Below are 18,457 nucleotides of genomic sequence, written 5' to 3' on the forward strand. Positions count from 1 at the left end.
AAAGAAAGACACATGAAAAAGAATCGTTCCACATCAATTTTCGCGCTCGGAACGGTCGGAGTGCTGGCCCTCACCGGTTGCGCCGCCTCCGGCGAGACCGACACCGTCGGTAACGGCAACGACGACAACAAGGACATGTCACTCGCTGTCTTCAATGGCTGGGATGAAGGCGTTGCGGCCTCCGAGCTGTGGAAAGCCATTCTCGATGAGAAGGGCTACAACGTTGAACTTGAGTACGCTGACGTCGCGCCGGTGTACTCCGGCCTGTCGACCGGTGACTATGACCTGAGCATGGACATCTGGCTGCCCGTCACCCACGCCTCCTACTTGGAGGAGTACGGCGACAAGATCGTCGACCTCGGTGCCTGGAATGAGGAGTCCCAAAACGCCATCGCGGTCAACGCGGACGCGCCGATCGACTCCCTCGAGGAACTCGCGGCCAACGCCGATCTCTTCGGCAACCGCATCGTGGGCATTGAGCCCGGCGCCGGTTTGACCCTCGCGACGACCAATAATGCCATTCCGGAATATGGCCTCGAGGACATGGAATACCTGACGTCGTCGACCGCCGCGATGCTCGTTGAGCTGCAGACGGCGATCGACAAGGGCGAGAACATCGTCGTGACTCTCTGGGAGCCGCACTGGGCGTACAACAAGTTCCCGCTCAAGAACCTGGAAGACCCAAAGGGCGCCCTCGGCGGCAGGGAGAGCATTCACTCCTACGCCAAGACGGACTTCAAGGCGGACTTCCCCCAGGCCGCCGAGTGGATCGGCGATTTTGAAATGGACCTCGACACGCTGTACTCGCTCGAGCAGGCCATGTTTATCGACTATGACGGTCAGGACTTCGCACCGATCGTCGCGAAGTGGATCGAAGACAACCAAGACTATGTCGACGGCCTCACCAGCTGATTGCGCCTCGCATGACGAACGGCCCGCGTCCTCGGACGCGGGCCGTTCGTGTTAGCGCTGTTGAATCAGGCGGCTTGGAGCTCACGCACCTGCTGCAGCCAGCCGTCGAACAGCGTGTCGTCGAAGTCTTCAACGCTGCGCAGCTTGAACTCGCTCATCTCGGCCGACCCGCTCGCATTGAGCTTGCCTGAATCATCGGTGATGGCCTGGCCGCGCCAGAACAACACGGTGACAAAGGTCGGGTACGCCTTGAATCCGGCTACCGGCAGCTCGTCGTCGAGCCAGACCGGATGCCCGTGCCACAGTTCCGTCGACGTCTCCGGCAGGCCCAGGTCGAACTTGTCGCGAAGCAGGCCGACGACGCTCGCGAGGGGCTCGGCTGGAGCAGCGACGTATTCGTCAATGTTCGCCGGCTTCACGGTCGTCGAGACAACGGCAGCAGTCGGAGCGGCAACGTGGAATGCGGTCGGGGTAGACGTGGGGGCGAGTGTGGATGTCAGGTGAATAGCCTCTTTCAAGTAGAACGTTCATGCCCGACGCGGTGCCGGGCAGATTGTGCCTGACATCTACACTCTCACGGTATTTTCATTCGCGGCTGGGCACACACTCAGAAACCGCGTATCGCGGCCGCACATGAACCAGGCACAAAAAGGCGCCGTCCGTCGGCCCGAGGGTCGACGAACGGCGCCCGCAGTGAGTGGGTCAGGCGGCGGGTGTCGCTGCCGTGCCCACAATGTCGACGACGAACACGAGAGTGTCCGTGCCTTTGATGCCTGCGGAGTCATTGCCAGCTTCGCCGTAACCTTCGGCCGGCGGCAGAACAGCAAGCACCTGGGATCCGACGGTTTGACCAACGAGCGCCGCGCCGAAGCCGGGAACAACCTGGCTGGTGACGAAGGTGACCGGTCCTACGGTTTTCCACGACGAGTCAAACGTTTTGCCGCTACCCCAGATGACCCCGGTGTACTCGACCGATACCGTGTCGCCGTCGGCGACAACGGCACCATCACCCAGCTTCAGGGGGGCTATTTTCAGTTCAGTTGGTGCCGCGGCGTCGGGGACGGTGATGGTCGGGGCGCCGTTGTCCGCGAGTTTAACGGTTGGGAGGCCGTCGACAGGGGGCTGATCCACGCCGTTGGCGCGGTCGGCGAGGTTGGTGACAGAGATGACGTCGATGACAAACACCACCGAGTCACCCGCCGCGATGCCGATCTTGGATGCGCCCTTCGTACCGAAGGCATCCTCCGTTGTGCTGACGGCGACGATGCGATCGCCTTCAACGGAGCAATTAGCTGCGCGCACCAGTCCCGGCAGGAACGTTTCGCCGACGGTGATGGTCTGGCTCGACCCATCGGTCGGGTATTTCGTTTCCTGCACGACAGCTCCGGTGGTCCCGTTGTACACCGACAACGAGGCGGCAACCAGCGATCCGCCGCTCGCTTTGGTCGTGCCGGAACCCTTGATGGCCACTGTGCGCTGGGTGGCCGTTGGCTTCAGCGGCTTGGCAAAGTCGACGGTCGGCACGCCGCCGAAGTCGCCGGTCACACCGACGGAATCCGACACTTTTCCCGGTGAGGTGCATTTGGCATAGGCAGTATCGGCAGCGGGAGCGGCATCCGTTGCGGTTGGCGTGCCGCTGCCGCCGCAGGCCGTGAGTGCGAGCGTCAAGCCCACAATGGTCAGGAACGCGGGAATTTTCGACACGGAGCCTCTTTCGAGAATGTACCTGGGGTGCAGACGATGATCTGGGGATGTCTGCTGGCGCGAACGGCCAAGTGCCTACTCTGCCACGCATCGCCTATGAACCGGCTGAATGAGCGGATGGCGCGGGGCGAGTCGCCGCTCCGTTTCAGTCGTCGAGCCCGCGCGCGATCAGGGCCTCGCCCAGGGCATCTGCTGCGTAGAGTGATCGCACCACGACCGGAACGGCGATCGATACGAGGGAGCCCTGCGTGCCACGCGCTGTGCGGGCCTCGAGCACCTCGCGCACGATGTCGGCGACGAGCGGTATGCACCGGATGGTGAGGGCGACGAGCAGCCCCACCCGGTCGGCGTCGATGAATCTGCGGAACGGGCGCAGCAGGGTCTGGAACGCTTCGAGCACTGCGGTGACCGTGGTCGTCATCGTGAACAGGGCGGCGAGGGCCACCGCCACGAGTAGGCGGCCCGCCATCAGGGCGGCTACCGTCCAGCCGGAGAGCAACCCCTGAATGGGCACGGCGACCAGCAGAATCAGCAAGATGGGTGCGATCTGGGCTGCGGCCGCCCGCACCGGAACCCGCGCGATGAGAAACAACAGCACGACGCCGGATGCGGCAGCGCCGACGATGCGCAGGTCGGGCGAGGTGCCAATCATGACGACGCAGAGCGAGAGCAGGAATAACTTGAGCAGCGTGGGGGCGCGGTGAATGAACGAGGTGCCGGGGCTGTAGAGGCCGATCATGCGACGCTGCTCACTGCAGCAGAGCGCGGTAGGTCGCCAGAGACTGCGCGGGCGCGCCGTCGGCGACGACCTCGCCCTCTTCGATCACGATTACCCGGTCGAATTCTTCAACCAGGTGCAGGTGGTGGGTGACAACAATGACCTGCTGGGGGAGCGTCTGCAGCAGTTCACCAATACGGCGGGCATTGCGGGCGTCGAGCAGGGTGGTCGGTTCATCGGCGACGATCGTGGCCGGCTGCGCCACGAGCACGGCGGCGAGCGCGAGCAACTGTTTCTGCCCGCCGGAGAGGCGGTGCGCCGGATGCTCAGCGTGCCCGCTCAGCCCGAACTGTTCGAGAGCGGCCGCGGTGCGCGTGGAGATTTCGGCAGGGGAGAGGCCGCGACGGCGCAGAGTGAACGCCACGTCTTCCTGCACGGTGGGCATCACGATCTGGTTGTCGGGATTGGTGAAAATGAAACCCACCTTGCGGCGCACGTCACGGGCATGGCGGGCCACGTTGAGTGCATCCACCGTCACGGTGCCGCTGGTCGGCGTGACGAGACCATTGATCATGCGCACGAGGGTGGACTTGCCCGATCCGTTCGCGCCGACGATGCCGATGCGGTGCTCGGTGAGGCTGAGGTTCACCTCGCGCAGCACCGTACGGTCACCGAAAGAATGCCCGACCTCCTCGAAGCGGATGATGCTCACGCGGCGTGATCTCGCGCAGCCAGATTTCGCGCAGCCAGATTTCGCGCAGCCAGTTTTCGCACCGCTAGTTGTCGATCGCGCGGCGCTTGGGCAGCTTGATCAGGCCGGGGTAGGCCTTGTGCACCTGGCGAGCAACGAGCACGGTCACGATGACCTTGATCAGGTCTCCGGGTAGGAACGCGACGTTGAGGCCGATCGCGGTCCAGAGTGGTAGGCCGAGGTTGAGGGCCATGACCGGGATGCCGATCAGGTAGACCGCACCAATGCCGCCGAGAATCGTGGCACCGAGAGCCGGCCAGAACGGGTATTTCGGCAGCAGGCGGGCCGTGAGGTACCCGGTGACGAAGGCGCCGAGCAGCCAGCCGTAGAGGTATCCGGCAGCCGGGCTGACGGTGAACACACCAATGCCGCCGCGCGCTCCGGCGAGCAGGGGCAGACCCACCGCCGTCAGAACGAGAAACAACAGCACGGCGAGGGTTCCTTTGCGCGGGCCGAGAATGGCTCCGGCGAACATGACGCCGAGGCTTTGCAGCGTGATGGGCACCGGCCCGATGTTGAGCGGTCCGGGCAGGCCGAGTGCCGCGATGAGGGCGGCGAAAATGGCGATCTGGGCAAGATCGCGGGCGGGCAGAATACGCCGCGTCGGGGCGCTGGCACGAACGGTGTCGGTCATGATTCCAAATCTAGAATTCGAGACTCACCCGCCGCTGAAGAATACCTACAACGAATCGGGGTGAATTGTAGAGGATCGCGTTTTTTGGTTGGCGGTGGTCTCGACGGGCTCGACGAACGGTGCGGTGGTCTCGACGGGTTCGACCTACGTTTTTTCATTGGTCGAGCTTGTTGAGACCATGTGCGTCACGATGGCATCCGCTGCTCGCACCAGCGCCAGGTGCGAGAGCGCCTGGGGAAAGTTGCCCGCCTGATGCCCGTTGGCCACGTCGTACTCCTCCGAGAGCAGCCCGACATCGTTCACGAAACCGACCAGACGATTCATGAGCGCATCGGCGTCGCGCGTGCGACCCGAGGCCGCGTACTGCTCGACCAGCCAGAAAGAACAGGCTAGAAACGGATGCTCACCCGGCGGCAGTCCGTCCACCGCGCTGATCGTGCGGTAACGCAGCAACAGCCCATTCCGCATGAGATCGGACTCGATCGCGGCCACGGTGCCGAGCATGCGTGGATCGGTGGGCGCGCAGAAGCCGACCTGCGGGAGTACGAGGAGGGAGGCATCCACTTCGGTGCTGCCGTAATACTGCACGTAGCTGTTTCGCTCCGCGTCGAACCCGCGAGTCTCGATGTCGGAGCGCACCTCGTCGCGCAGGGTCTTCCAGCGCTTGAGCGGACCGTCGAGCCCGCACTCCTCGATGCCGCGCACGGCGCGGTCGAAGGCCGCCCAAACCATCACGCGCGAGTGGGTGAATTCGCGGGCCTGCCCGCGAACCTCCCAGATGCCCCGGTCTTGCCGGCGCCAATTCTTTTCGAGAAAGCTCATGAGGGCACGCTGCAGCGGCCAGGAGAACTCGTTCTCCTGCACGCCGGCGGTGCGGGCGGCGTGCAGGGCCACCATGACCTCACCGATGACGTCGGACTGAAACTGGTCAACAGCGCCGTTGCCCACACGCACCGGTGAGGCGCCGTTGTAGCCGGGCAAGCTGGTGAGCTCGCGTTCGGGCAGGTAGCGTTCGCCGGAGAGTCCGTACATGATTTGCACGTCGTTGGGGTCGCCGGCAATCGCGCGCAGCAGCCAGGCGCGCCAATCCTCGGCCTCCAGCTCGTAGCCGTGGCTGAGCAGCACCTCGAGGGTGAGCGAAGCGTCGCGCAGCCAGACGTAGCGGTAGTCCCAATTGCGGGATCCGCCGAACTGCTCGGGCAGTGAGGTTGTCGCCGCGGCCACGATGCCGCCGGTGCGCTCATGGGTCAGCGCTCGCAGCACGAGCAGGGAACGCACAACCTCGGCGCGCAGGGCTCCTTCATGGCTGCAACTCGACGCCCAATTCTGCCACCAGGTGCAGGTCGTGGCATACGCGGCATCAATGTCGACGGCTGGCGGAATTGCGCGGTGCGAGGGGTACCACGTCATCTGCGCATCGACCGCGTCGCCGGCTGCCACATCGAAGTGCGACACGTGGCGGTGGTCGGCGGCGCGCAGCGCCGGGCCGCGCACCACTATGGCGTCGGGACCGGCGATCGCAACGAGGCCGCGAACGGGCTCGCCCGTCAGCTGGCGCACCCACGGCATTGTCGTGGCATAACCGAAGCGAAAGCGCAGGTCCTGGATCATATGCACGGTGCCGCTGATGCCGCGCACGCGCCGCATCAGGTCGGCTCTGCCGTCGCCGTGCGGCATGAAGTCGAGAACCTCAACCTGACCGGTGGGCGTTGACCAGATGGTCGACAGCACAAAGGTGTCGCCCCGATAACTGCGGGTGGCGGTGGCTGAAGCATCCGCCGGGGCGAGCAGCCAACGGCCGTGGTTTTCATCGCCGAGCAGGGCGCCGAACATTGAGGCGGAGTCGTATCGCGGCAGGCACAGCCAGTCAATGCTGCCGTTTCGCCCCACGAGCGCAGCCGAGTGGCAGTCGCTGATCAGTGCGTAGTCCTCGATAGGGAGTGCCATCCGGCCATCCTGTCAGCAGCAGGGTGAGAATTTGCTCTCTATCGGCGGCAGCCGACTCAGCGAATGCGATCAGGCGACGAGACGAGCAGATGCGAGCGTCGCCGACGCTTTCTCGATCCAGGCAGCGGATGCCGCGGCCAGATCGTCATCGCTCGTGTCCGCAGTCTCGACCCGCGTGGTCTCCAGTAGCGTGGCGTCAGCAAATGGGGCCTCGGTCGCGGCCGGTTCGTTCCAGGTCGTGATCGGCGCGGGCGTCCAGGACAGTGCGGTGGGCTCACCGCTGGTCTCGCCGCGCAGGGCGGCTTGCTCGGTCGTGAGCGCCGAGGTCAGTTCGGTCGCGATCTCGCGCGCCTTCAACCCGTGAAAGATGACCTCGGTGTCGTGCGTGCTGCGGGCCACCAGAGTCCAGGCGCCGTGCTCGCCGACCAGAGCTCTGAGCTTGTCGTGCAGAAGCTCAAAAATCTGCTCGTCGCTCAGCACCGGAGCTGGGGCGACGGTCAACGCCGCACTCGCGGCCAAACGTCGACGTCGACGACCAAACATGACTAGCCCCTTTTCAGATGCGAAGCGGACGACCACAATCGGCCGCCCTGTTCAGTCTCGGTGATAAGTCGCCGAGTCGCCGGGGGACACGCCGCCGGACACACCGATTGGGAGCCGAATTCAGCTCTCGACTTGACGTTTATTGGCGTCTTCAATGACCGTGCCGATGGCGACGGCGGCGCTCAGCGCCCAGCCGAGCCACAGCATCACGAGGCGCCAGTCGCGCGGACCGTGCCGCGTGGCCTGCACGGTGTTCCATCCTCCGGCGATAACGCCGATCATTGCACTGCTGAACACGAACTTTCGCATGTGAACCTCCGGCATCAGGTTACCCGGCACAGGCGCGAGCACGGCGATGCTCTCAACCGGCATTTGCTGGGAGAAACCCGTGAACGAACACGTGCGCCAGTGGGGCGCGAAACGGACCCCGAACGGGTGTGGGCCCGACTGGTACCCTAAGAGGGCAACGCAGGTGTGCACCTCGGGTGTGCCCGGAACGGATGATCCATTACCTCTTTAGCCGAATCCACACGGTCCAAGACGGCCCCCGTCGTGCCCGCCGATGCCCCGGCCGGCACGTTTACGCTGGTGGTCGTCTCGAACCGACTGCCGGTCGACTATGAAGAAGCCGAAGACGGTACCGCCGCCTGGCGCACCTCGCCCGGCGGGCTGGTCACCGCGCTGGAACCCCTGATGCGTTCTTCGCACGGTGCCTGGGTCGGCTGGCCGGGTGTCGCCGATCGTGATTTCGAGCCCTTTCAGAATGACGGGATCTCGCTCGTTCCGGTACGGCTGAATGAAGCCGACATCGAGGACTACTACGAGGGCTTCTCCAACGACACACTGTGGCCGCTCTACCACGACGTTATTGCGCCGCCGAGCTTTCATCGCGAGACCTGGGACGCCTACGTCGCCGTCAACCGTCGATTCGCGGCGGCCGCCGCCGCGGTCGCTGCCCCGGGTGCCACGGTCTGGGTGCACGATTACCAGCTGCAGCTGGTTCCGCGCATGCTGCGCGGGGCCCGCCCCGACCTCGTCATCGGCTTCTTCAATCACATTCCATTTCCGCCCTATGGAATCTTCGCGCAGTTGCCCTGGCGCAAACAGATTCTGCACGGGCTGCTCGGTGCCGACGTCATCGGCTTTCAACGGCTGGCGGATGCCGGCAACTTCTCCCAGGCGGTGCGTCGTCTCTGCGGCTACACGACCCGCGGCGTCGTCATCGACGTGCCGACCGGCGAGAACGCCGACACGCGTCGCGTCATCGCCAAACATTTTCCCATCTCGATCGACGCCGCCGCCTTCGAAGGACTCGCCCGGCGTCCCGACATTCAGGCCCGCGCACGCCAGATTCGCGAAGACCTCGGCAGCCCCAAAACCCTCATGCTCGGCGTCGACCGGCTTGATTACACCAAGGGCATCGGCCATCGCATCAAGGCCTTCGGCGAACTGCTCGCCGAAGGTCGCCTGAGCATCGAAGACGTCACCCTGGTGCAGGTTGCCAGCCCGTCCCGCGAACGCGTGGGTACCTATATGGCCCTGCGCGACGAGATCGAACTCGCTGTCGGCCGGCTCAACGGCGACTTCTCCACGATCAGTCACACCGCCATCAGCTATCACCACCACAGTTATCCGCGCGAAGAAATGGTCGCGATGTATCTCGCCGCCGACGTCATGCTGGTCACGGCCCTGCGCGACGGCATGAACCTCGTTGCCAAGGAATACGTGGCCGTGCGCTTCGACGTCGACGGTGTGCTGGTGTTGAGCGAGTTCGCCGGCGCCGCCGACGAACTCAAGCAGGCGATTCTGATCAACCCGCACGACATCGACGGCACCAAGGACGCCATCGTGCGTGCGGTGGAGATGCCCAAGCGGGAGCGCACCCGGCGTATGCGGTCCTTGCGCCGCAAGGTGGCCGAAAACGATGTCGCCGCCTGGTCGGCCTCGTTTTTGCGCGCCCTCACCGGCGGCGCCGCCGTGCCCGCCGGAATCCCCGACGACCTCGACCTGGCCCTGCAGAGCATTGCCGGCGCCGAGAACCTGCTCATCGCCCTCGACTTCGACGGCACCCTGGCCCCGCACGTCGACCATCCAGAAGATGCCCGTGCCATCGCCGGCACCCGGGAAGCCGTGCAGGTCCTGCTCGACCTGCCGGGCGTGCGCGTCGCCTTCGTCTCCGGCCGCGCCCTGGTGAGCCTGCAACACGTCGCGCAGCCGCAGAGTTCGGTGCTGCTCTCCGGCTCGCACGGCATCGAGGTGCAGCTGGACACCCCCGAGATTGAGCTGAACCTGCTCTCCACCGAGCTCGAGCAACTCGATACCCTCGCCCGCGTGCTCGAGAGCATCTCCGGAACGATTGCCGGCGCCACGATTGAGCGCAAGCCCGCCGGTCTGGCCCTGCACACTCGCCTCGCGACCGAGAAAGACGGCCAGACCGCACGACGCCAGGCGCGCGAGCAACTCGATGATCAGCTGCCCGGGCTGACCGTTCGAGAAGGCAAGAACGTGCTCGAGTTCTCGGTGCGCTCGAGCACCAAGGGCGACGCCCTCGCCACGCTGCGCGATTACACCGGCGCCGATCGCGTGTTCTACGCCGGCGACGACGTGACCGACGAGGATGCCTTCGCGGCCTTGCGTGACGACGACGTCGGACTCAAAATCGGCCAGGGCGCCACCCTCGCCGGTTACCGGGTGCGCAGCCCGCACGAGGTCACCCAGGTCCTGGTGCGCATTGCCGCACTGCGAGCGGGCCAGTCGCTCTGATCCTGGAGCTGAGTTGCCCGCCGAGGTTCTAGACTAAAGGGCATGTCTGAGATCGATGTGAAACCCCGTAGCCGCGATGTCACCGATGGGATCGAAGCCACCACATCTCGTGGAATGCTCCGTGCCGTTGGGATGGGCGACGCCGACTGGGACAAGCCCCAGATCGGAATTGCGAGCTCGTGGAACGAGATCACACCGTGCAACCTGTCGCTCGACCGCCTGGCCCAGGCAGCCAAAGAGGGCGTGCATTCCGGCGGTGGATACCCGCTGCAGTTCGGCACTATCTCCGTTTCTGACGGCATCTCGATGGGCCATGAAGGCATGCATTTTTCGCTCGTCTCCCGTGAGGTCATCGCCGACTCGGTCGAGGTCGTCATGCAGGCCGAGCGCCTCGACGGCTCGGTGTTGCTGGCCGGCTGTGACAAGTCGCTGCCCGGCATGCTCATGGCCGCTGCCCGCCTCGACCTCGCGAGCGTGTTCTTGTACGCCGGATCAATCGCGCCGGGCTGGGTCAAACTCAGTGACGGCACCGAAAAAGACATCACCATCATCGACTCCTTTGAAGCCGTCGGCGCTGTGAAGGCCGGCCGCATGAGTGCGGCGGATGCCAAGCGCATCGAGTGCGCGTTCGCTCCGGGTGAGGGTGCCTGCGGTGGCATGTACACCGCGAACACCATGGCGAGCGTCGCGGAAGCCCTGGGAATGAGCCTGCCCGGTTCGGCGAGCCCGGCATCCGCTGACCGTCGCCGCGACTATTTCGCACACCGCTCCGGTGAAGCCGTCGTCAACATGCTGCGGCTCGGCATTACCGCCCGCGACATTCTCACCCGCAAGGCGTTCGAGAACGCCATCGCCGTGGCCATGGCCTTCGGCGGTTCGACCAACGTCGTGCTGCACCTGCTCGCCATCGCGAGTGAGGCAGAGGTCGAGCTCACCCTCGACGATTTCAACCGCATCGGCGACAAGGTTCCGCACATCGGCGACCTCAAGCCCTTCGGCAAGTACGTCATGAACGACGTCGACCGCCAGGGTGGAGTGCCCGTCGTCATGCGCGCGCTGCTCGAGGCCGGCCTGATCCACGGCGACGTGCTCACCGTGACCGGCAAGACCCTCGCCGAGAACCTGGCCGAAATCGATCCGCCTGCCCCCGACGGTGAAGTACTGCGCACCCTCGACAACCCCATTCACACGAGCGGTGGTATCACCATTCTCAAGGGCACGTTTGCCCCCGAGGGCGCCGTGGTGAAGACCGCCGGATTCGACGCCGCCGTGTTCGAAGGACCGGCCCGAGTGTTCGAACGGGAACGCGCCGCGATGGACGCGCTCACCGAGGGTAAAATCTACAAGGGTGATGTGGTCATCATCCGCTATGAAGGCCCCAAGGGTGGGCCGGGCATGCGCGAGATGCTCTCCATCACGGCCGCCATCAAGGGCGCAGGCCTCGGCTCCGATGTACTACTGTTAACGGATGGTCGATTCTCAGGCGGCACAACCGGACTGTGTATCGGCCATATAGCACCCGAAGCGGTGGACGCAGGTCCAATCGCCTTCGTGCGCGATGGGGATCTGATACGGGTCGATATCGCAGCTCGCTCGCTTGACCTACTGGTCGCACCAGCAGAGCTGGCCGCTCGCCGAGATGGCTGGGCGCCTCTTCCCCCGCGCTATACCCGTGGCGTACTCGCAAAGTACGCCAAGCTCGTGCATTCCGCCGCTGAAGGCGCGATCACCGGCTAGCCCGTGTGCCCGGTGGGCACACGGTTAGATGTCGAAACGACCGATTTCGAAGTAGGGATTCAACGACAATGACCACGGAAACCACTCCCGTGCCCTCCGCTCCCGCGTCTGCGGAACCGGAGATGCTCACCGGCTCCGGTGCGATCATTCGCACCCTGGAGCTGCTCGGCGTCACCGACGTCTTCGGCATCCCCGGCGGCGCCGTTATTCCGCTCTACGACGAGCTCATGACGCAAACCAAAATTCGCCACATTCTGGTTCGCCATGAACAGGGTGCCGGCCACGCGGCCGAGGGGTACGCCTCTGCCACCGGTCGCGTCGGCGTCGCCATCGCTACCAGCGGCCCGGGCGCGACGAACCTCGTCACCGCCATAGCGGATGCCTACATGGACTCGGTTCCGCTGCTCGCGATCACCGGCCAGGTGTTCTCGACCTCGATGGGAACAGACGCCTTCCAGGAAGCCGACATCATCGGCATCACCATGCCGATCACCAAACATTCCTTCCTCGCCCGCCGCGCAGAAGAAATTCCGGCGGCGATCGCCTCGGCCTATCACATCGCCTCCACCGGCCGACCCGGCCCGGTGCTCGTCGACATCACCAAGGATGCGCAGCAGAACCTGGCGCCGTTCATCTGGCCGCCCAAGCTCGACCTGCCCGGCTACCGGCCGATCGTCAAGGCCCACGGCAAGCAGGTGCAGGCGGCAGCCCAGCTGCTACTGGCCGCGAAGAAGCCCGTGCTCTATGTCGGTGGTGGCGTCATCCGCGCCCACGCCGCGGCCGAGCTTCTCGTGCTCGCCGAGGCGACCGGCGCACCGGTCGTGACCACCCTCATGGCCCGCGGCGCTTTTCCCGACTCGCACCCGCAGCACCTCGGCATGCCGGGCATGCACGGCACAGTTTCGGCCGTGCTGTCTCTGCAAGAGAGCGACCTCATCATTTCGTTCGGAGCGCGCTTCGACGACCGGGTGACTGGAAAGATCAGCGAGTTCGCACCCAACGCGAAGATCGTGCACGTTGACGTCGACCCGGCGGAGATCTCCAAGATCCGCTTTGCCGATGTACCCATCGTCGGTGATGCCAAGGATGTCATTGCCGACCTGACCCTGGCCTGGGTAGATGCCGCCCAGGGCGCCGCGCCCGACACCGCTGAGTGGTGGACCTACCTGCACGGCCTGAAGGAGGAGTTTCCACTCGGCTTCACCGAGCCCACCGACGGACTGCTGGCCCCGCAATACGTGATCCAGCGCATCGGCGAACTCACCGGACCCGAGGCGGTCTACGCGGCCGGTGTCGGCCAGCACCAGATGTGGGCGGCGCAGTACATCAAGTACGAACGCCCCAACTCCTGGCTCAACTCCGGCGGCGCCGGCACCATGGGCTACTCCATCCCCGCCGCGATGGGCGCCAAGGTCGCCGAGCCCGACCGGGTGGTCTGGTCGATCGACGGAGACGGCTGCTTCCAGATGACGAACCAGGAACTCGCCACCTGCACGATCAACCAGATTCCGATCAAGGTGGCCATCATCAACAACTCGTCGCTCGGCATGGTGCGCCAGTGGCAGTCGCTGTTCTACGACGGACGTCATTCCTTCACCGACCTGAACACCGGTCATGGCACCGCCATGGTGCCCGACTTCGTGAAGATGGCGGATGCCTATGGCGCGCTCGGAATTCGGGTCACCAGCAAGGACCAGGTTGATGACGCCATCAAACTGGCCCTCGCCACCAACGACCGCCCGGTTGTCATCGACTTCATCGTGAGCCCCGGCGCCATGGTCTGGCCGATGGTTCCGCAGGGCGTCAGCAACAGCTTCGTCCAGTACGCCAAGGACCACGCGCCGACCTGGGGAGAAGAGTAACCGTGACGAGCCACGTCCTGAGTTTGCTCGTCGAGGACAAGTCCGGCCTGCTCACGCGCGTCGCCGGCTTGTTCGCGCGCCGAGGTTTCAATATTGAAAGCCTCGCCGTGGGCCACAGTGAGATTCCCGGCCTGTCCCGCATCACGATCCTCGTCGACGTCGAGGACGTGCCGCTCGAACAGGTGACCAAACAGCTCAACAAGCTGATCAACGTCATCAAGATCGTCGAGCTCGACGTCGCCCAGTCGGTGCAGCGCGAACACCTGCTGATCAAGGTCAAGGTTGACAACACGACCCGCTCACAGGTGCTCGAAGCGGTCAACCTGTTCCGTGCTCGCGTCGTCGACGTGGCCACGGATGCGGTCGTCATCGAGGTAACCGGTGACAGCGGCAAGACCCAGGCGCTGCTGCGCGTGCTCGAACCGTTCGGCATTCGCGAGCTCGCCCAGTCGGGTCTGCTCGCCATCGGCCGGGGGTCGAAGTCGATTACCGAGCGCGTCTTCAAAAACTAACCAATGGTCTCGACACGCTCGACCACCGTGCCAGTGGTCTCGATACGCTCGACCACCGTGCACTCTCGCGACCACCACCCCAAATCGTTGGTCGAGCCTGTCGAGACCACGTCAATAAAACAACAACAAGGAGCACATCACAGTGTCTGAGATTTTCTACGACAAAGACGCCGACCTGTCGATCATTCAGGGCAAGAAGGTGGCCGTCATCGGCTACGGCTCGCAGGGTCACGCCCACGCGCAGAACCTACGCGACTCCGGCGTGGAGGTCAAGATCGGCCTGAAGGACGGCTCCACGAGCAAGGCCAAGGCTGAAGAAGCCGGCTTCACCGTATTGACCACAGCGGATGCCGCGGCCTGGGCCGACGTCATCGTCATCCTCGCGCCCGACCAGGTGCAGCGTCACCTGTACAAGGACGACGTGCTTCCGAACCTTGCTGCCGGCAAGGCTCTCGTCTTCGGTCACGGATTCAACATCCGTTTCGGTTACATTACCGCTCCGGACGGCGTCGACGTCGTCATGGTCGCCCCCAAGGGACCGGGCCACACCGTGCGCCGCGAATTCGAAGCCGGTCGCGGCGTTCCCGTGATCGTCGCCGTGGAGAAGGACGCGTCGGGCAACGCCTGGCCGCTCACCCTCAGCTACGCCAAGGCAATCGGTGGCCTGCGTGCCGCCGGCATCAAGACCACCTTCACCGAAGAGACCGAGACCGACCTGTTCGGTGAGCAGGCCGTTCTCTGTGGTGGCACGTCGCAGCTGATTCAGTACGGTTTCGAGGTTCTCACCGAGGCGGGCTACCAGCCGCAGGTTGCGTACTTCGAGGTGCTGCACGAGCTCAAGCTCATCGTCGACCTCATGTGGGAGGGTGGCATCGCAAAGCAGCGCTGGAGCGTCTCTGACACCGCCGAGTACGGCGACTACGTCTCCGGCCCGCGGGTCATCGACCCGAGTGTCAAGGAGAACATGAAGGCCGTTCTCGCTGACATTCAGAGTGGCGCTTTCGCTGCGCGTTTCATCGCTGACCAGGACAACGGCGGCGTGGAGTTTCTTGCCCTGCGCAAGAAGGGCGAGGAGCACCCGATCGAGGCCACCGGCCAGAGCCTGCGCAAGCTCTTCGCGTGGAACGCGTCAAACGACGACGACTACACCGACGGCTCGGTCTCGCGCTAACCGACGCCTCTGGCAGTCATACCGAGCGTGTCCGCAACAGGGTCAGCCGTTCTCGGCCGGCCCTGTTGTTGCGTCTGCCGGCGCAATGGACGGGCAACGAACCCTCGGGGAACATCGAGTGAACAGGCCCCGAAGGTGCTGAGCCCCCCGAATGGGTGCCCTCAGACTGGAAGGCATGAGTCTTTTCAATCGACGTGATCTGATACGCACCGCCGGCGTGCTCGCATTCGCCGGGGTCACCACCACGACCGCGCGCAGCCAGCCGGCCGAGGCCGCCACACCACCGGGTGCAGCCGTCCCAGGCTTCCTGCACGGCGTCGCATCGGGGGACCCCCTGCCGAGCAGCGTGCTGCTGTGGACGCGAATCACCCCAACACCGGGCGCCGTGCCCGGGTCCGGGTTCGGTCCCGACGTCACCGTGAACTGGGAGGTGGCAGAAGATTCGGGCTTCCTCCGGATGGCGGACCGTGGATCCGTCCGAACGGGCCCGGCAAGGGACCACACGGTCAAGGTCGTGCCAGGTGGGCTACGGCCCGGCACCACGTACTGGTACCGCTTCATCGTGGCCGGCGCGACGTCTTCAACGGGCCGCACGCGCACCGCACCGGCCGCAGGAACAGCGGTCGATCGACTGCGCATGGGTGTGGTGTCGTGCGCCAACTGGCAGGCCGGGTATTTTTCGGCGTACCGCTATCTCGCGGACCGCGGCGATCTCGATGTCGTTCTGCACCTCGGCGACTACCTGTACGAGTACGGCCCCGGCGAGTATCAGGCCAGGGACGTCGTCGTGCGACCGCACGATCCGGCGGTCGAGATGACCACGCTCTCGCACTACCGGCGCCGCCACGCCCAGTACAAGACTGACCTTGACCTGCAGGCGCTGCACGCGGTGGTGCCGTTCGTGGTGACCTGGGACGATCATGAATTCGCCAACGACGCCTGGTCGGGTGGAGCGGAGAACCACACGGAAGGCCCCGAGGGCGTCTGGACGGACCGCAAGGCCTCGTCCCAGCGGGCGTATTCGGAGTGGATGCCGGTGCGATTCGAACCGGGCGGGCACATCTACCGACGCTTGGAGTTCGGCGCCCTGGCCAGCATCTCCATGCTGGACCTGCGCACCTACCGCAGTCAGCAGGCGTCGAGCATCGTGGACCCGGCGATCGGCAGCCCGGCGCGTACCCTGACCGGTGATGCGCAGATGACGTGGCTGCTCGACGGCTTCTCCTCGCAGCAGACGCAGTGGAAACTGATCGGCAATCCCGTCATGATCGCGCCGGTACGATTCCCCTCCACGCTCAGCGCGCAGGAAGTCGGCGCGGTGCAGCAGCTGCTCGGATCGACCACGATCGACGGCGTTCCCTACAACGTCGACCAGTGGGACGGCTACACGGCCGACCGGAGCCGGGTGATCAGCCACCTACGGGACAACGCGATCACGGATGCTGTCTTCCTCACCGGGGACATCCACTCCGGCTGGGCGTGCGATGTTCCCGCCGACCCGCTGACCTACCCGACGAATGGTGCATCCGTGGCCGCGGAACTGGTCTGCACGTCTGTCACCAGCGATAATCTGGACGACATCCTGGGGACGCAGCCCCGCACGGCGTCCGTTGCCGTCGAGGAAGCCTTCAAGGGGGCGAACCCGCACGTGAAGTACCTGGACTTCGACTCGCACGGATTCTCGGTCCTCGAGGTCACGCCGGGTGCCCTACGAATGGACTGGTACGTGCTCTCTGAACGCACCAGCCGTGCAGCGACCAGCACACTGTCCACGTCGTGGCAGGTTGCCGCGGGAACCCAGTCCGTGAGCCGCGTGCTGTGAGCGCCGGATCCCCGGTCTCTGACCGACGCCAGTTCCTGACCCTGTTCGCGGCCGGCGGTGCTTCCGTCGTGCTCTCCGTCGCTGCGGGAGACGCCGTTCCGGCGTCTGCGCAGACGACCGTCACGCCAAGCCAGACTGCGCGCACGCGGGTGTACGTACTCGTCGTGGACGGCTGCCGACCCGATGAGATCACTGCGGGACTGACCCCGAGGCTGGCGGCCCTGCGCGCCGGCGGAACCAACTTCCCCGGTGCCCGTTCCCTGCCGGTCATGGAGACCATTCCCAACCACGTGATGATGATGACCGGGGTCAGACCCGATCGCTCCGGGGTGCCGGCCAATGCGATCTACGACCGGGCGGCCGGCGTCGTGCGGGACCTGGACCGACCGAACGACCTGCGCTTCTCGACACTGCTGGACCGGCTCCGGGAGAAGGGCTTCACGACGGGCTCGGTGCTGAGCAAGAGATACCTCTTCGGTATTTTCGGTGAGCGCGCAACCTATCACTGGGAGCCCTCCCCACTTCTCCCCGTCACGCAACACGCGCCCGACAGTGCCACGATGGACGCGCTGATCGCCATGGTCGACAAAGTGGACCCCGATTTCGTGTTCACGAACCTCGGCGATGTCGACAGGGTGGGACACGCCGATGTCACCGGCACGACGGTGCAGGCCGCCCGGACCGCCGCGCTGAAGGACACCGACAACCAGGTCGGCCGATTCGTGGACCATCTCGTCGCTGCCGGTGCGTGGGAGAGCAGCGTGCTCATCATCCTCGCCGATCATTCGATGGACTGGTCCATCCCCGCGAACGTCATCTCCGTGGATCAGATCCTCTCCGCACGTAAGGACCTGCGCGCGCAGGTCGCCATCGCCCAGAACGGCGGGGCCGACCTGCTCTACTGGACCGGGCCGCCAGCGGCCCGTGACGCCGGCGTGGCCGAGGTTCGCGCACTCGTTGCGGCGCACCCGGGAGTGTTGTCGATCGCGATCCCGGCCGACCTCCGGCTGGGTGTCGAAGCGGGTGATCTGGTGGCGTACTGCCGGGCCGGCTGGCGTTTCTCCGATCCGTACGTCGCATCCAATCCCATTCCGGGCAACCACGGCCACCCGGCGACCGAACCTATTCCGTTCTTCGTGGCCGGCGGCAGTCCGCGGGTGGTCACGGGGGTCTCCTCCCAATTCGCCCGCACACTTGATGTCGCGCCCACGGTGGGGGCATTGTTCGGGCTCACCGCCCCCGCTGGCGGCTACGACGGGACGGCGCGCACCGTAGCCTTCGCCGACAGAAACGCTCGCCCGTAGTTCTTGTCGTCCGGGCGTGACAGAGTGGGACCGGTTGAACTTTGACCGATTCCACTTTTACGGCGAGACACAGGAGC

The 18,457-nt window shown here is 65.1% G+C and carries 16 protein-coding genes; 8 read left to right on the top strand and 8 right to left on the bottom strand.

Annotated elements, in window-relative coordinates; genetic code table 11:
- Window positions 1–12: 12 nt before the first annotated feature.
- Window positions 13–912, top strand: coding sequence for a glycine betaine ABC transporter substrate-binding protein (locus IWX77_RS00300; protein WP_196842527.1), 900 nt, complete (start codon window positions 13–15; stop codon window positions 910–912).
- A gap of 65 nt (window positions 913–977) precedes the next feature.
- On the opposite strand, the gene IWX77_RS00305 is transcribed toward IWX77_RS00300, so the two are convergent.
- The 8 genes from IWX77_RS00305 to IWX77_RS00340 form a co-directional block, all read right to left on the bottom strand.
- Window positions 978–1,430 (bottom strand): DUF1801 domain-containing protein, encoded by a 453-nt coding sequence (locus IWX77_RS00305; RefSeq protein ID WP_196842528.1) that lies wholly within the window; start codon window positions 1,428–1,430, stop codon window positions 978–980.
- Between the two features lie 184 nt (window positions 1,431–1,614).
- Window positions 1,615–2,616 carry an FKBP-type peptidyl-prolyl cis-trans isomerase gene (locus IWX77_RS00310; RefSeq protein WP_297412782.1) on the bottom strand — a complete coding sequence of 334 codons (1,002 nt, stop codon included), beginning with the start codon at window positions 2,614–2,616 and terminating at the stop codon, window positions 1,615–1,617.
- A 145-nt stretch (window positions 2,617–2,761) separates the two neighbouring features.
- The gene (locus IWX77_RS00315; protein WP_196842529.1) at window positions 2,762–3,355 is read right to left on the bottom strand and encodes an energy-coupling factor transporter transmembrane component T family protein; all 594 of its coding nucleotides are present in this window, start codon (window positions 3,353–3,355) and stop codon (window positions 2,762–2,764) included.
- A gap of 10 nt (window positions 3,356–3,365) precedes the next feature.
- Complete coding sequence (locus IWX77_RS00320) at window positions 3,366–4,046, bottom strand: energy-coupling factor ABC transporter ATP-binding protein (protein WP_297412781.1); 681 nt, start codon at window positions 4,044–4,046, stop codon at window positions 3,366–3,368.
- A gap of 64 nt (window positions 4,047–4,110) precedes the next feature.
- Window positions 4,111–4,719, bottom strand: coding sequence for a biotin transporter BioY (locus IWX77_RS00325; RefSeq protein ID WP_327012034.1), 609 nt, complete (start codon window positions 4,717–4,719; stop codon window positions 4,111–4,113).
- 144 nt (window positions 4,720–4,863) lie between these two features.
- On the bottom strand, window positions 4,864–6,666 hold the full coding sequence (locus IWX77_RS00330; RefSeq protein WP_196842530.1) for a glycoside hydrolase family 15 protein: 1,803 nt from the start codon (window positions 6,664–6,666) through the stop codon (window positions 4,864–4,866).
- Between the two features lie 69 nt (window positions 6,667–6,735).
- Window positions 6,736–7,209, bottom strand: coding sequence for a hypothetical protein (locus tag IWX77_RS00335; protein WP_196842531.1), 474 nt, complete (start codon window positions 7,207–7,209; stop codon window positions 6,736–6,738).
- Between the two features lie 120 nt (window positions 7,210–7,329).
- A complete protein-coding gene (locus IWX77_RS00340; protein ID WP_196842532.1) occupies window positions 7,330–7,518 on the bottom strand; it encodes a hypothetical protein in 189 nt (62 codons plus the stop codon).
- A 243-nt stretch (window positions 7,519–7,761) separates the two neighbouring features.
- Between IWX77_RS00340 and IWX77_RS00345 the strand changes: the two genes are divergently transcribed.
- From IWX77_RS00345 to IWX77_RS00375, 7 genes are all read left to right on the top strand, one after another.
- Window positions 7,762–9,972 carry a bifunctional alpha,alpha-trehalose-phosphate synthase (UDP-forming)/trehalose-phosphatase gene (locus IWX77_RS00345; RefSeq protein WP_327012035.1) on the top strand — a complete coding sequence of 737 codons (2,211 nt, stop codon included), beginning with the start codon at window positions 7,762–7,764 and terminating at the stop codon, window positions 9,970–9,972.
- 42 nt (window positions 9,973–10,014) lie between these two features.
- The gene (gene ilvD, locus IWX77_RS00350; RefSeq protein ID WP_196842533.1) at window positions 10,015–11,709 is read left to right on the top strand and encodes a dihydroxy-acid dehydratase; all 1,695 of its coding nucleotides are present in this window, start codon (window positions 10,015–10,017) and stop codon (window positions 11,707–11,709) included.
- 68 nt (window positions 11,710–11,777) lie between these two features.
- The gene (locus IWX77_RS00355; protein ID WP_196842534.1) at window positions 11,778–13,571 is read left to right on the top strand and encodes an acetolactate synthase large subunit; all 1,794 of its coding nucleotides are present in this window, start codon (window positions 11,778–11,780) and stop codon (window positions 13,569–13,571) included.
- A 2-nt stretch (window positions 13,572–13,573) separates the two neighbouring features.
- Window positions 13,574–14,083: an acetolactate synthase small subunit gene (gene ilvN / locus IWX77_RS00360; RefSeq protein ID WP_196842535.1), complete on the top strand. Its 510-nt coding sequence runs from the start codon at window positions 13,574–13,576 to the stop codon at window positions 14,081–14,083.
- A 142-nt stretch (window positions 14,084–14,225) separates the two neighbouring features.
- Window positions 14,226–15,254, top strand: a complete 1,029-nt coding sequence (ilvC, locus tag IWX77_RS00365) for a ketol-acid reductoisomerase (protein ID WP_196842536.1) — start codon at window positions 14,226–14,228, stop codon at window positions 15,252–15,254.
- A gap of 175 nt (window positions 15,255–15,429) precedes the next feature.
- Complete coding sequence (locus IWX77_RS00370) at window positions 15,430–17,076, top strand: alkaline phosphatase D family protein (RefSeq protein ID WP_196842537.1); 1,647 nt, start codon at window positions 15,430–15,432, stop codon at window positions 17,074–17,076.
- Window positions 17,073–18,380: an alkaline phosphatase family protein gene (locus tag IWX77_RS00375; protein ID WP_196842538.1), complete on the top strand. Its 1,308-nt coding sequence runs from the start codon at window positions 17,073–17,075 to the stop codon at window positions 18,378–18,380. The genes IWX77_RS00370 and IWX77_RS00375 overlap by 4 nt, the downstream gene beginning before the upstream one ends.
- Window positions 18,381–18,457 lie beyond the last annotated feature (77 nt).

It is taken from the genome of Cryobacterium sp. CAN_C2 (assembly GCF_015751745.1).
Lineage (GTDB): Bacteria > Actinomycetota > Actinomycetes > Actinomycetales > Microbacteriaceae > Cryobacterium.